The organism is Amycolatopsis acidiphila, from assembly GCF_021391495.1.
GTDB classification, from domain to species: domain Bacteria; phylum Actinomycetota; class Actinomycetes; order Mycobacteriales; family Pseudonocardiaceae; genus Amycolatopsis_E; species Amycolatopsis_E acidiphila.
Window position 1 is genome coordinate 1,362,951 of record NZ_CP090063.1, and the last position, 12,483, is coordinate 1,375,433.

The 12,483-nt window shown below is 69.4% G+C and carries 15 protein-coding genes; 13 read left to right on the forward strand and 2 right to left on the reverse strand.

The window, feature by feature from the left end:
* Positions 1–23: 23 nt before the first annotated feature.
* From LWP59_RS06590 to LWP59_RS06645, 12 genes are all read left to right on the forward strand, one after another.
* Positions 24–386, forward strand: a complete 363-nt coding sequence (locus LWP59_RS06590) for an ATP synthase subunit I (protein WP_144640251.1) — start codon at positions 24–26, stop codon at positions 384–386.
* Positions 386–1,114 (forward strand): F0F1 ATP synthase subunit A, encoded by a 729-nt coding sequence (gene atpB, locus LWP59_RS06595; RefSeq protein WP_144640249.1) that lies wholly within the window; start codon positions 386–388, stop codon positions 1,112–1,114. Before LWP59_RS06590 ends, atpB begins: the two co-directional genes overlap by 1 nt.
* 73 nt (positions 1,115–1,187) lie before the next feature.
* A complete protein-coding gene (locus LWP59_RS06600) occupies positions 1,188–1,445 on the forward strand; it encodes a F0F1 ATP synthase subunit C (RefSeq protein ID WP_144640247.1) in 258 nt (85 codons plus the stop codon).
* Between the two features lie 2 nt (positions 1,446–1,447).
* Positions 1,448–1,996, forward strand: coding sequence for a F0F1 ATP synthase subunit B (locus tag LWP59_RS06605; protein ID WP_144640245.1), 549 nt, complete (start codon positions 1,448–1,450; stop codon positions 1,994–1,996).
* Positions 1,996–2,526: a F0F1 ATP synthase subunit B gene (gene atpF, locus LWP59_RS06610; protein WP_186383303.1), complete on the forward strand. Its 531-nt coding sequence runs from the start codon at positions 1,996–1,998 to the stop codon at positions 2,524–2,526. Before LWP59_RS06605 ends, atpF begins: the two co-directional genes overlap by 1 nt.
* Entirely contained in the window at positions 2,523–3,344 is an 822-nt protein-coding gene (locus LWP59_RS06615) for a F0F1 ATP synthase subunit delta (protein ID WP_144640240.1), read from the forward strand. Before atpF ends, LWP59_RS06615 begins: the two co-directional genes overlap by 4 nt.
* 53 nt (positions 3,345–3,397) lie before the next feature.
* Entirely contained in the window at positions 3,398–5,044 is a 1,647-nt protein-coding gene (atpA, locus tag LWP59_RS06620; protein WP_144640236.1) for a F0F1 ATP synthase subunit alpha, read from the forward strand.
* A 14-nt stretch (positions 5,045–5,058) separates the two neighbouring features.
* On the forward strand, positions 5,059–6,012 hold the full coding sequence (locus LWP59_RS06625) for a F0F1 ATP synthase subunit gamma (protein ID WP_144640234.1): 954 nt from the start codon (positions 5,059–5,061) through the stop codon (positions 6,010–6,012).
* Position 6,013: 1 nt separating this feature from the next.
* Complete coding sequence (gene atpD, locus LWP59_RS06630) at positions 6,014–7,459, forward strand: F0F1 ATP synthase subunit beta (RefSeq protein ID WP_144640231.1); 1,446 nt, start codon at positions 6,014–6,016, stop codon at positions 7,457–7,459.
* 92 nt (positions 7,460–7,551) lie between these two features.
* Positions 7,552–7,908, forward strand: a complete 357-nt coding sequence (locus LWP59_RS06635; protein WP_144640299.1) for a F0F1 ATP synthase subunit epsilon — start codon at positions 7,552–7,554, stop codon at positions 7,906–7,908.
* Between the two features lie 141 nt (positions 7,909–8,049).
* Entirely contained in the window at positions 8,050–8,484 is a 435-nt protein-coding gene (locus LWP59_RS06640) for a DUF2550 domain-containing protein (protein WP_144640227.1), read from the forward strand.
* 92 nt (positions 8,485–8,576) lie between these two features.
* A complete protein-coding gene (locus LWP59_RS06645) occupies positions 8,577–8,924 on the forward strand; it encodes a hypothetical protein (RefSeq protein ID WP_144640224.1) in 348 nt (115 codons plus the stop codon).
* On the opposite strand, the gene LWP59_RS06650 is transcribed toward LWP59_RS06645, so the two are convergent.
* Together LWP59_RS06650 and LWP59_RS06655 are read right to left on the reverse strand one after the other, a co-directional pair.
* Positions 8,848–9,432 carry a cob(I)yrinic acid a,c-diamide adenosyltransferase gene (locus LWP59_RS06650; protein ID WP_144640221.1) on the reverse strand — a complete coding sequence of 195 codons (585 nt, stop codon included), beginning with the start codon at positions 9,430–9,432 and terminating at the stop codon, positions 8,848–8,850. The two genes, LWP59_RS06645 and LWP59_RS06650, sit on opposite strands and share 77 nt — an antisense overlap.
* Positions 9,433–9,497: 65 nt before the next feature.
* Entirely contained in the window at positions 9,498–11,003 is a 1,506-nt protein-coding gene (locus LWP59_RS06655; RefSeq protein ID WP_144640218.1) for a M16 family metallopeptidase, read from the reverse strand.
* A gap of 151 nt (positions 11,004–11,154) precedes the next feature.
* On the opposite strand from LWP59_RS06655, the gene murA reads away from it, so the two are divergent.
* Entirely contained in the window at positions 11,155–12,429 is a 1,275-nt protein-coding gene (gene murA / locus LWP59_RS06660; RefSeq protein WP_144640215.1) for a UDP-N-acetylglucosamine 1-carboxyvinyltransferase, read from the forward strand.
* The last annotated feature ends 54 nt before the right edge of the window (positions 12,430–12,483 follow it).

The window sequence follows — 12,483 nt, forward strand, 5'->3', positions numbered from 1 at the left end:
TCTCCGCTATTCCCGCGGGGAAGATGCTCAACCTACGCCGCCCGCTCATCATGGCCGGCGCGATGGGGGCGCTCGGCCTCGTCGCCACCGGCCTGCTCGGACACATCCTGATGGGCGTGTTCGGCTGCGCGGGTCTCTTGCTCGGACTGCTCAACACCCGGCTCGTGCAGCGCTCGGTATCGCGTGCGACGATCACCGAGAATCCGAGCAAGCGGGCCCTGGCTTTCTCCGCGCTCGGCAGGCTTGCGATCATCACCGTGATCGCGGTCGGCATGGCCTTCATCGTCCGGCCCGACGGCCTCGGCGTCTTCGTCGGGCTCGCCGTGTTCCAGTTCATCATCACCGCCAGCACGGCTGGAACGGTAGTGAAGGAGCTTCGCCAGTAATGTCCCAAGTTGTTCTTGCCGCCGAGGTCGAGGTCGGCCACCACTCGACAGCGGAACTGTTCGGCTGGACCTTCAACATCGACACCATCCTGGCCACGGTGATCGCCGCACTGATCGTCGTGGTGCTGGCGCTGGTGCTGCGTGCCAAGGTCACCTCCGGGGTGCCCAGCGGAATCCAGCTGGCCTGGGAGAGCGTGACCTCGTGGGTCCGCGGACAGGTGGAGAGCAGCATCGGGCTGCGCGTCGCACCGTTCGTCGTCCCGCTGGCGGTCACGCTGTTCGTCTTCGTCCTGATCGCGAACTGGCTGTCGGTCCTGCCGGCGCAGGCCGGCACCGACTTCATCCCGCCGCCCGCGTCCGACACCAACTTCACCTACGCGCTCGCGCTGCTGGTGTTCGTGTGGACCCACGTCGCAGGTGCCCGGCGCCGCGGCATCGGCGGCCACGCCAAGCAGTTGGTCAAGGGCCATGTCGCCTTCCTGGCCCCGATCAACATCATCGAAGAGATCGCCAAGCCGGTCTCGCTCTCGCTCCGGCTTTTCGGCAACGTCTTCGCGGGCACCATCCTGGTCTCGCTGATCGCGATGTTCCCCGCCTACATCCTGTGGGCGCCGAACGCGATCTGGAAATCCTTCGACCTCTTCGTCGGATTCATCCAGGCGTTCATCTTCGCGCTGCTCACGATCCTGTACTTCAGCCAGACCATGGAGAGGCATGACGAGCACTGAGACCCCTTTTGCCTAGCGAAGCCGTTCAGCCAAAGTTCACCAAGCGTTTCCAGAAAATCGGTTAGGGAGAGTCATGGCAGACATCAACACCGCGATCACGATGGCCGGGGCCATGGTCGGTGGCGGCCTGATCCTCGGTGGCGGTGCGATCGGCGCCGGTATCGGTGACGGTCTGGCAGGTAGCCAGTTCATCGCCGGCATCGCGCGTCAGCCCGAGGCGCAGGGGCGCCTGTTCACCCCGTTCTTCATCACCGTCGGTCTGGTCGAGGCGGCGTACTTCATCAACCTGGCCTTCATGGCGCTGTTCGTCTTCTCGCTGGGCAAGGGCTGATCATGTCTCGGGAGGTTCTCGCCGAGGGGAACAACTTCCTGCTCCCCAACGGCACCTTCGTCGTCGAGCTGATCATCTTCGCGATCGTGCTCGCCGTGGTGTGGAAGCTCGTGCTTCCTCCCGTGCAGAAGGCGATGCGCGAGCGGCAGGAACTGCTGCAGCGCCAGCACGACGAGAGCCAGCAGGCCGCGGAGAAGTTCGAGGCCGCGAAGGCGAAGTACGCGGAGGAGCTCGCCGAGGCGCGTGCGGAGTCGAACCGGATCCGGGACGAGGCAAGGGTCGAGGGTCAGCGGATCCTGGACGAGTACCGGAACCAGGCGCAGTCGGAGATCTCGGACGTGCTGCGGCGCGGGGAGGACGAGCTCGCCAAGCAGCGCGAGCGCGTCCTCGCCGAGCTGCGGACCGCGATCCCGGAGCTCTCGACGACGCTCGCGTCCCGGGTCGTCGGCCGTGACCTCGGTACCGCGTCCGTGAACCAGGGCACGGTCGAGGCCTTCCTGGCCGAGCTCGGTTCCGGCCGGGTCGAGAAGGCAGCCGGAAAGGGAGAATGATGGACGCCGGAAGGTATGTCGGCACGCTGGTCGCCTTCTTGCTCATCGTCGGGCTCATCTGGTGGAAGATCGTCCCGCCGCTGCGCAGGATCATGCGCGAGAAGCAGGAGACGATCCGCCGGCAGATCGAGGAGGCCAAGCGCGCTGACGAGCGGCTGGCCGAGGCGGAGCGCACGTATGCCGAGGCGGTCGCCGAGGCACGCAAGGAGGCGGCGGTGATCCGCGACGCGGCCCGCGCCGACGCGCACCGCATCGGGGAGGAGATGAGGCTTCGCGCCGAGCAGGAGGTCGAGCGGATCAAGCAGCGCGGCGAGGAGCATCTGGCCCAGCAGCACCAGCAGGTCATGCGGGAGCTGCGGATCGAGATCGGCCGGCTGTCGAGCGCGCTCGCCGAGCGGCTCGTCCGTGAGCACCTCGCCGACGACGCCAACCGAGCGGCCACTGTGGACGGTTTCCTCGACGAGCTCGAGCAGACGTCGGCACGAGCAGGTGAGCCGGCGGTCGCGACCGCCGGCGAGGGAGCGTCATGATGCAGGCGAGCAGCCGGGAGTCGCTGGCCACGGTGCGTGGCCGGCTGGAAGAGCTGACGTCGGATGCGAGCACCGCCCAGGCGCGAGAGCTCGGCAACGAGCTCTCCGCCGTCGTCGGAGTGCTGGTGGGGCAGCGGGTGCTGCTGCGCCACCTGGCCGACCCCGCCGTCGACGAGTCGGCCCGCGCCAACCTCGCGGCCGGGCTCTTCGAGGGCAAGGTCGGGGCGACGACGGTCGAGGTGCTGCGTGCCGTCGCGACCCAGCGCTGGTCCACCTCGGGCGACCTGGTCGACGCCGTGGAGCTGCTGGCGAGGCAGGCCGTGCTCACGGCCGCCGAGCGGGAGGGCACGCTCGACGAGACCGAGGACGAGTTGTTCCGGTTCGGGCGGGTGCTCGACTCGGAGAACAACCTGCGAGCCCTGCTGTCGGACTCCACGGTCCCGGCCGAGCGCAGGCTCGGCCTGCTGCACAGCGTCCTCGACGGCAAGGTCGGCCAGGACACCATGGAGCTGCTCGAGCAGGCCGTGCGCACGCCCCGCGGACGCAGTCTCGACGTCGTGGTCGGACAGCTCGCGGAGCTGGCGGCGCAACGGCGGCAGCGGACGGTGGCACTGGTGACGGCCGCGGCCCCGCTGAGCGCGGAGCAGGAGGAGCGGCTGACCCGGGTGCTGTCCCAGATCTACAACCGGACGATGTCGGTGCAGGTCGACGTGGACCCCGAGGTCCTCGGGGGCCTGGTGGTGCGGGTCGGCGACGAGGTCATCGACGGCAGCATCGCGAGCCGGCTGGAGTCCGCGACCCGGGGCCTGCCCTCGTGACGAGGGCCTGTAAGCAAAAGTTTGAAACCCACTAGAGCAGGGACGACAAGACCATGGCGGAGCTGACGATCTCCTCGGATGAGATCCGGAGCGCGATCGAGAACTACGTCTCGACCTTCTCGACCGAGACCTCGCGCGAGGAGGTCGGGACCGTCGTCGAGACCTACGACGGCATCGCGATCGTCGAGGGCTTGCCTTCGGCGATGACCCAGGAACTGCTGGAGTTCCCCGGCGGCGTGCTCGGCGTCGCCCAGAACCTCGACGAGCGCGAAATCGGCGTCGTCATCCTCGGTAACTACGAAGGCATCGAGGAGGGCCAGGAGGTCAAGCGCACGGGTCGGGTGCTGTCGGTCCCGGTGGGCGACAACTTCCTCGGCCGTGTCGTCGACCCGCTCGGCACCCCGATCGACGGTCTCGGTGACATCGACGCCGAGGAGAACCGGGTCCTGGAGCTGCAGGCGCCGTCGGTGATGCAGCGCCAGCCGGTGTCCGAGCCGCTGCAGACCGGCATCAAGGCCATCGACTCGCAGACCCCGATCGGCCGCGGCCAGCGCCAGCTGATCATCGGTGACCGCAAGACCGGCAAGACCGCGGTCTGCGTGGACACGATCCTCAACCAGAAGGCGAACTGGGACTCGGGCGACCCGGCCAAGCAGGTCCGCTGCATCTACGTCGCGATCGGCCAGAAGGGCTCCACGATCGCCTCGGTCCGCCAGGCGCTCGAGGACGCGGGTGCGCTCGAGTACACCACCATCGTCGCGGCGCCTGCCTCGGACTCCGCGGGCTTCAAGTACATCGCGCCCTACACCGGCTCGGCACTGGGCCAGCACTGGATGTACCAGGGCAAGCACGTGCTGATCGTGTTCGACGACCTGTCCAAGCAGGCCGAGGCCTACCGCGCGATCTCGCTGCTGCTGCGCCGCCCGCCGGGCCGCGAGGCCTACCCCGGCGACGTCTTCTACTTGCACTCGCGGCTGCTGGAGCGGTGCGCGAAGCTGTCGGAGGAGCTCGGCGGTGGTTCGATGACGGGTCTGCCGATCATCGAGACCAAGGCCAACGACGTGTCGGCCTACATCCCCACCAACGTCATCTCGATCACCGACGGCCAGTGCTTCCTGGAGACCGACCTGTTCAACCAGGGTGTGCGGCCGGCCATCAACGTCGGTATCTCGGTGTCCCGAGTCGGTGGTGACGCGCAGATCAAGGCGATGAAGGCCGTTGCCGGCTCGCTCCGGCTGGACCTGTCGCAATACCGCGAGCTCGAGGCGTTCGCGGCCTTCGCCTCCGACCTCGACGCGGCCTCGAAGGCGCAGCTGGCACGAGGCAGCCGGCTGGTGGAGCTGCTCAAGCAGCCGCAGTACACGCCGTTCCCGGTCGAGGAGCAGGTCGTGTCGATCTACCTGGGCACCAAGGGGCACCTCGACTCGGTGCCGGTGGAGGACGTCAGCCGGTTCGAGGCGGAGTTCCTCGACTACGTGCGCCACAACCACGAGGGCATCCTCGCCGACATCCGCGACACCCAGAAGTTCTCGGAGGAGACCGAGCAGCGCCTGGTCGACGCGGTGAACGAGTTCAAGAAGAGCTTCACCACCGCCGGTGGCGAGTCCGTGGTGAACGAAGCGCCCGCCGAGGCGATGGACGAGTCCGAAGAGCAGCGCGAGTCGGTCAAGGTCAGCCGTCCGGCTCCGGCCAAGAAGTGATCGGATAGCCGAGGATGCCAGCACAGATACGGGTACTCCGTCGCCGGATCCGCTCGACCCAGTCGATGCGGAAGATCACCAAGGCGCAGGAGCTCATCGCCACGTCCCGCATCACCCGGGCCCAGGCCCGGGTGGAGGCGGCGCGGCCGTACGCCGAGGAGATCACCAACGTGCTTCACGCGCTGGCCGATGCCGCGGGCTACGACCACCCGCTGCTCGTCCCGCGGGAGTCCCCGGTGCGGGCCGGTGTGCTGGTGGTGACCTCCGACCGCGGTCTCGCCGGCGGGTACAACGCCAACGTCCTGCGCCGCGCCGAGGAGCTGCAGGCCCTGCTGCGTGAGCAGGGCAAGGAGCCGCACCTCTACGTCATCGGGCGCAAGGCTCTGAACTACTACCGGTTCCGCCAGCGCGAGGTCGAGGCGTCCTGGACCGGGTTCTCCGAACAGCCGTCGTACACGAACGCGGCGGACGCCGCGGGCCCGTTGGTCCGGGCGTTCCGAGCCGGCTCGGCCGAGGACGAGGAGGCTCGTAACGCCTACCTCCCCGAGGGCGAGGAGGAGACGGACCGGCTGACCGGAGTGGACGAGCTGCACATCGTCTACACCGAGTTCAAGAACATGCTCAGCCAGACCGCGGTGGCCCGGCGCCTGGCCCCGCTGGAGGTCGAGTACGGGGCCGAGGACGCGGTCAAGACGCTGTACGAGTTCGAGCCCGACGCGGACGAGCTGTTCCGGTCGCTGGTGCCCAAGTACATCGGCACCCGGATCTTCGCGGCGCTGCTGGAGTCGGCGGCGTCGGAGTCGGCCGCCCGCCGGCGGGCGATGAAGGCCGCGACCGACAACGCCAACGACCTCATCCGGGACCTCACCCTCGAGGCCAACCGGGCCCGCCAAGCCCAGATCACCCAGGAGATCAGCGAGATCGTCGGCGGCGTCGACGCGCTCGCCGCCGCAGGAAGTGACAACTGACATGAGTGCACCCACAGCTTCGCGACAGAGCCCGGGCACGGGCAACGCGGCGGGCCGCGTGGTCCGCGTGACCGGCCCCGTCGTCGACGTCGAGTTCCCCCGCGAGTCGGTACCGGCCCTGTTCAACGCGCTGAAGGCCGAGATCACCTTCTCCGACCTCGCCAAGACGCTGACCCTCGAGGTGGCCCAGCACCTGGGTGACAACCTGGTGCGCACGATCTCGATGCAGCCCACCGACGGCCTCGTGCGCGGGGTCGAGGTCGTCGACACCGGCAAGTCCATCTCGGTGCCGGTCGGCGACGAGGTCAAGGGCCACGTCTTCAACACGCTGGGCGAGTGCCTGGACGAGCCGGGTTTCGGCACCGACCTGGAGCACTGGAGCATCCACCGGCAGGCGCCGCCGTTCGACCAGCTCGAGGGCCGCACCGAGATGCTGGAGACCGGCCTGAAGGTCGTCGACCTGCTCACCCCGTACGTGCGTGGTGGCAAGATCGGCCTGTTCGGCGGCGCCGGCGTGGGCAAGACGGTGCTCATCCAGGAGATGATCAACCGGATCGCCCGCAACTTCGGTGGTACCTCGGTGTTCGCCGGGGTGGGGGAGCGTACCCGTGAGGGCACCGACCTCATCCTCGAGCTGCGCGACGCCGACGTCATCAAGAACACCGCGCTGGTCTACGGCCAGATGGACGAGCCGCCGGGCACCCGTATGCGGGTGGCCCTGTCCGCGCTGACGATGGCGGAGTACTTCCGCGACGTGCGCAACCAGGACGTGCTGCTGTTCATCGACAACATCTTCCGGTTCACCCAGGCGGGCTCGGAGGTGTCGACCCTGCTGGGCCGGATGCCGTCCGCGGTGGGTTACCAGCCGACGCTGGCCGACGAGATGGGTGAGCTGCAGGAGCGGATCACCTCGACCCGTGGCCGTTCGATCACCTCGATGCAGGCGATCTACGTGCCGGCGGACGACTACACCGACCCGGCCCCGGCCACCACGTTCGCCCACCTCGACGCCACCACCGAGCTTTCCCGGACGGTGTTCTCCAAGGGCATCTTCCCGGCGGTGGACCCGCTGGCCTCCAGCTCGACGATCCTCGACCCGCAGATCGTGGGCGAGGAGCACTACCGGGTCGCGCAGGAGGTCATCCGGATCCTGCAGCGCTACCAGGACCTGCAGGACATCATCGCGATCCTCGGTATCGACGAGCTGTCCGAAGAGGACAAGCAGCTGGTCGGCCGGGCGCGCCGGATCGAGCGGTTCCTGTCGCAGAACATGATGGCGGCGGAGCAGTTCACCGGGCAGCCCGGTTCGAACGTGCCGCTCAAGGACACGATCGAGGCGTTCGACCGGATCACCAAGGGCGAGTACGACCACCTGCCGGAGCAGGCGTTCCACCTCGTCGGTGGCCTGGACGACGTCGAGAAGAAGGCCGACGAGCTCAACCGCTGACACGACGGGCGTCCGGCGGGGTCTTCACGGCCCCCCGGACGCCCGCTGTCGGGGTGTGCTCGCAGACAAGGAGCTGACACGTGGCTGCTGAGATGTCCGTCCGGCTGGTGGCCGTGGAGCGGGAAGTGTGGTCGGGCCAGGCGACGTTCGTCTTCGCCCGGACGACCGTGGGCGAGATCGGCATCCTGCCGCATCACCTGCCGCTGCTGGCGGAGCTGACGCAGGGCGAGATGGTGCGCATCGACTCGACCGATTCCGGCGAGATCTTCGCCGCGGTCGACGGCGGCTTCCTCTCGGTCACCGAGGAGGGTGTGAGCATCCTCGCCGAGTCCGCCGAGCTGCGCGACGAGATCGATGTCGAGCAGGCGCGGCTGGAGCTCGGCTCCGAGGACGAGGAGACCCGCTTGCGGGGCCGGGCGCGCCTGCGGGCGGCCGGGCACGACGCCTGACCGCAAGCACTCATCTACACTGCAGAGAAGTTGCCGAACGCGAAGGAGGCCGACGTGGCTTGGTGTTTCCTCCACCCCGTCACGTCGCTCCACGCCACACCAGGCCAACTGGTCTGACAGGGCGAGGAGCGGGAGCCAGCCGTGGAGATCGCCGTGGTTGTCCTCGTTCTCCTGCTCGGCCTCGTCGTCATCGCGGTGTGGTACAGCCTGCGCTGGATCCGGATGCGCCGTAACGGCGGCGTGAGCGTCGCCCTGCGCTGGAACCCCGACAACGTCCGTGCCGGCTGGCATCTGGGGATCGGCCGGTACGAGGGCGAGGTCTTCGCCTGGTATCGCGTGTGGAGCCTGCGCAATGGTCCGGACCGCATCTTCCAGCGGGAAACCCTGATGATCGCCGACCGCCGGGACCCGGCGGGCACCGAGGCGTATGCGGTCCCCGCGGACGCGACCGTCCTGCGTTGCGAGTCGCAGGCGCACGAACCGATCGAGATCGCGATGGGCCCCGGCGCGCTGACCGGTTTCCTGTCGTGGCTGGAGTCCGCGCCACCCGGTCGCCGCCTGCCGCGCGCGAGCTGACCGGCCGATTTTCCTTACCTCCCAGGTAATCGCCTCGCAGGCGGGGGACGCCTAGCGTCATTGGTGGATCACCTGCCAGAGGAGGGATCACCATGGCGACACAGGGCGGGCGCGGCGACCGGTTCCTTCGGGTGGTGCTGCGGCTGGACCAGGCGGGCTCGGCGGCGTTCATCGTCGTCGCGCTCGCGGCCGTTCCCGCGTTCATGTGGTTCGGATCGGTGCGGCTCGTGCTGTGGACGCTGGGCGTGGCGCTGATGGCCTACGCGCTCGCGCTCGGCCTGCTGGGCGTGCTGATGGCCTTCGGGCTGACCAGGCTCGCGAGCCGGAACGACCAGCTCACCGCGCAGGTGTGGCGGTCGATCCTCAGCTATCCCGCGTCGGCCGACCGCCCGGCTCCCACAGCACGTCGCCGTCCGGGTTCGCCAGGCGAGCGAGGATGAACAGCAGGTCGGACAGGCGGTTGAGGTACTTCACCGCCAGGGTGTTCGTCCGCTCGGCGTCGGCCTCGACGAGGGCCCAGCCGCTGCGCTCGGCCCGTCGCGCGACGGTGCGGGCCTGGTGCAGGAACGCCGCGCCAGGGGTCCCACCGGGCAGGATGAACGACGTCAGCTTCGGCAGGCGCTCGTTGAACGTGTCGCACCAGCCCTCGAGCCGCGTGATGTACGCCTCGGTGATGCGCAGTGGGGGATACGGCGGGTTTTCGACCACCGGCGCGCACAGGTCCGCGCCGACGTCGAACAGGTCGTTCTGCACCCGGCGCAGCACGTCCGCGATCTCGTCGCTCAGGCCGCTCATCGCCAGCGCGAGCCCGATGACCGAGTTCGCCTCGTCCACGTCGGCGTAGGCGCCGAGGCGCGCGTCGGTCTTCGGCACGCGTGAGCCGTCGCCGAGTGCGGTGGTGCCGGTGTCGCCGACCTTGGTGTATACGCGGTTGATCCGTACGGGCATGCCCCGACCCTACGGCCTGCCGCTTCCGCCGCCACCGTCGCGACGGGCACGCTTCGCGTGGCTCTTCACGACACTTCGAACAGGCGCATGGCGTCCGGCGCGTCGAAACACACGTCGTCGCCGACGCGGGCCCGCAACTCGCGCACGAGGTTCCGGCCTCCGCGCCAGTCGCCCGGCCGCACGGTGATCATGCCGCCGTGCAGGCCGAACAGGTGCAGGATCGGCAGCTGACCGTCCGTGTGTTCCACGCCGGCCCCGGCGATGTCGTCGAACCGCACGACGGCGACGGGTACCGGGCTCGAGCCGAAGTACGACGTGAGCCCTTCCTCGCCGACCACGAGCCGGAAGCCGCGCGGCGCCGTCGAACCGACCAGGGCGCGTTTGAGCTCCCGGCCCGGTACGGGGGCGAGCGGGCTGCCGGGCAGCTCCGGCAGGTCCGCGGGCAGCCGGCCCTGCGGGGCGCACAGGACGAGCTCGCCGGCCAGCTCGCGCGCGGCCGCGGCTACCGCGCCCGCCTCGACCCCGGCGAGCACCTGCTTCTGGTGCGCCGCGGCCGTCGCCCAGCCGGTCAGCTCGCTCATCGCTTCGTCGAACGCGCGGTACTCCGCGAACTCGCGCTCGCCGAGTTGCTCGACGAGGCTGTTGCGGTCGGCGGCGAGCTCCTCGTCGGTCGGACCGGCCGCACCGAGGGCGGCCAGCTCCTCGCGGATCGCTTCGAGGACGCGCCGGGCGTGCTTGTCGGGCACGTCGGTGCCGAAGCCGAGTACGGCACGCCGCTCGTCGACCATCTGGTGGTCGAAGCCGATGTCGTAGACCAGCCCCTCCAGATGCCGCAGCCGGTCCGTCAGCCGGGACATCAGGGTGCCTGCCGCGCAGGCCATTTCCGCGGTCCACTCGACGAGCGCGCAGCCGATGACGCCGTTGGGCACGGTCGTGCGCGCGGGCGTCGGCAACGCGAACGGCTCGGCCGAGGGCGGGCGGCCGCGCGGTCCCTCCGGCAGCGGGAGGCGCAGACCTTCCGGCGGCGGCCCGGACAGCACGAGCGCGGCGTTGCCGCGGTGGAACCACCGGGCGCACCACGCGCGCACCTCGTCGTCGCTCGCCCGGACGGTGGCGACCTGGATGTTGCCCGCGAGCCCGTAAGCCTGGTTGCCGAACCAGATCGAGGCCGGCAGCCAGGCCGTCACGCCGGGGCCTTCGCTGCCGCGCTCCTCGGCGACGAGGACGCCGCGTTCGAGTTCGAGCGGGCCGGTGTCGAGGGCGCCGAGGGACTCGCAGATCCGGCGCAGGTGGTCGGTGACGGTCTCCGGGGTGCTGGTGACGTCGAAGCTCGTGTGCAGCATCTCGGTCGTCGCGTTGTTCTCGTAGCGGCTCGTGCGCAGCGGCCGCATCGCCAGGTGCTCGACCAGATGCGTGATGCCCGTTTCCAGGAAGGTCTCGTGCGCGATGCCCACGCCGAAGATCAGGCTCGCGTTCAACCGACCGGGTTGGGTGTGCCAGAACACCGGCACGCCGTCCACCTCGGTGCGGTGCACTGTGGGTAGATCGGGTGCGGCGGGGCGAGACACCATGTCCTGCAATCCTCCCCCAGGCGGGTTAAGCGATGGGCGTTTATCGCTCTGAGAGCGCGTAGTGTTTCACACTTTGGCCTGAATCGTGTTGCGGCCTGTTATCGCCCGCCCCACCGATCGGGTGGCACCGGCGGGAGGCATGATGACGGCCATGAGCGAGCACTTCGATGTGCATGGCGGGGCCCGTCTGGAGGGCGAAGTCGAGGTCGTGGGCGCGAAGAACAGCGTCCTGAAGCTGATGGCGGCGGCGCTGCTCGCCGAGGGCACCACGACCATCACCAACTGCCCGCAGATCCTCGACGTCCCGCTGATGGCGGACGTGCTGCGCAGCGTCGGCTGCGAGGTCGAGCTGGACGGCGACACGGCCAGGATCACCACGCCTTCGGAGCTGTCGCACCGCGCCGACTCGCCCGCGATGGGCAAACTGCGGGCGTCGGTGTGCGTGCTCGGGCCGCTGGTGGGCCGGCTCAGGCGGGCCGTCGTGGCACTGCCCGGCGGCGACGCGATCGGTTCGCGCCCGCTGGACATGCACCAGAACGGGCTGCGCGCACTGGGTGCGACGAGCACGATCGAGCACGGCTGTGTGGTGGCGAAGGCCGACGCGCTGGAGGGCGCGCAGATCTGGCTGGACTTCCCGAGCGTCGGCGCGACCGAGAACATCCTGATGGCGGCGGCGCTGGCCGAGGGCACGACGGTCATCGACAACGCCGCGCGCGAGCCGGAGATCGCCGACATCTGCACGATGCTGATCGAGATGGGCGCCAAGATCGAGGGCGCGGGCACGTCCACGCTCACGGTGCACGGCGTCGAGTCGCTGCACCCGACCGAGCACCGCGTCATGGGCGACCGGATCGTGGGCGCGACGTGGGCGTTCGCGGCGACGATGACCCGGGGCGACATCACCGTGCACGGGGTGAACCCGCATCACCTGGACCTTGTGCTGGACAAGCTGCGCACGGCGGGCGCCGAGGTGACTCCCTACGACGACAAGGGTTTCCGGGTCGTGCAGGCCGACCGGCCCAAGTCGGTCGACTTCGTGACCCTGCCCTACCCCGGTTTCGCGACCGACCTGCAGCCGTTCGCGGTCGCGCTGTCGGCGATCTCCGAGGGGACGTCGATGATCACGGAGAACGTGTACGAGGCGCGGTTCCGGTTCATCGAGGAGATGCAGCGCCTGGGCGCCGATGCGCGCACCGATGGGCACCACGCGGTGGTGCGCGGGGTGAAGTCGCTGTCGAGCGCGCCGGTCTGGGCGTCCGACATCCGTGCCGGCGCGGGCCTCGTGCTGGCGGGCCTGTGCGCCGACGGCGTGACCGAGGTCTGGGACGTCTTCCACATCGACCGCGGCTATCCGCACTTCGTGGAGAACTTCAACCGCCTGGGCGCGAGGATCGAGCGCGTCGCGGGAGAGCCGGAACGCGCCTGACCGCGACCGCGGCGCCAAGGCGGCCCGCGCCCGGCGCATGGTGGGCGTGCTACC

What these genes read in the sequence shown, in the direction of transcription:
- LWP59_RS06590 (WP_144640251.1), top strand. Translation starts at nt 24, where the DNA reads ATGCTCAACCTACGCCGCCCGCTCATCATGGCCGGCGCGATGGGGGCG.
- atpB (WP_144640249.1), top strand. Translation starts at nt 386, where the DNA reads ATGTCCCAAGTTGTTCTTGCCGCCGAGGTCGAGGTCGGCCACCACTCG.
- LWP59_RS06600 (WP_144640247.1), top strand. Translation starts at nt 1,188, where the DNA reads ATGGCAGACATCAACACCGCGATCACGATGGCCGGGGCCATGGTCGGT.
- LWP59_RS06605 (WP_144640245.1), top strand. Translation starts at nt 1,448, where the DNA reads ATGTCTCGGGAGGTTCTCGCCGAGGGGAACAACTTCCTGCTCCCCAAC.
- atpF (WP_186383303.1), top strand. Translation starts at nt 1,996, where the DNA reads ATGGACGCCGGAAGGTATGTCGGCACGCTGGTCGCCTTCTTGCTCATC.
- LWP59_RS06615 (WP_144640240.1), top strand. Translation starts at nt 2,523, where the DNA reads ATGATGCAGGCGAGCAGCCGGGAGTCGCTGGCCACGGTGCGTGGCCGG.
- atpA (WP_144640236.1), top strand. Translation starts at nt 3,398, where the DNA reads ATGGCGGAGCTGACGATCTCCTCGGATGAGATCCGGAGCGCGATCGAG.
- LWP59_RS06625 (WP_144640234.1), top strand. Translation starts at nt 5,059, where the DNA reads ATGCCAGCACAGATACGGGTACTCCGTCGCCGGATCCGCTCGACCCAG.
- atpD (WP_144640231.1), top strand. Translation starts at nt 6,014, where the DNA reads ATGAGTGCACCCACAGCTTCGCGACAGAGCCCGGGCACGGGCAACGCG.
- LWP59_RS06635 (WP_144640299.1), top strand. Translation starts at nt 7,552, where the DNA reads ATGTCCGTCCGGCTGGTGGCCGTGGAGCGGGAAGTGTGGTCGGGCCAG.
- LWP59_RS06645 (WP_144640224.1), top strand. Translation starts at nt 8,577, where the DNA reads ATGGCGACACAGGGCGGGCGCGGCGACCGGTTCCTTCGGGTGGTGCTG.
- LWP59_RS06650 (WP_144640221.1), bottom strand. Translation starts at nt 9,432, where the DNA reads ATGCCCGTACGGATCAACCGCGTATACACCAAGGTCGGCGACACCGGC.
- LWP59_RS06655 (WP_144640218.1), bottom strand. Translation starts at nt 11,003, where the DNA reads ATGGTGTCTCGCCCCGCCGCACCCGATCTACCCACAGTGCACCGCACC.
- murA (WP_144640215.1), top strand. Translation starts at nt 11,155, where the DNA reads ATGAGCGAGCACTTCGATGTGCATGGCGGGGCCCGTCTGGAGGGCGAA.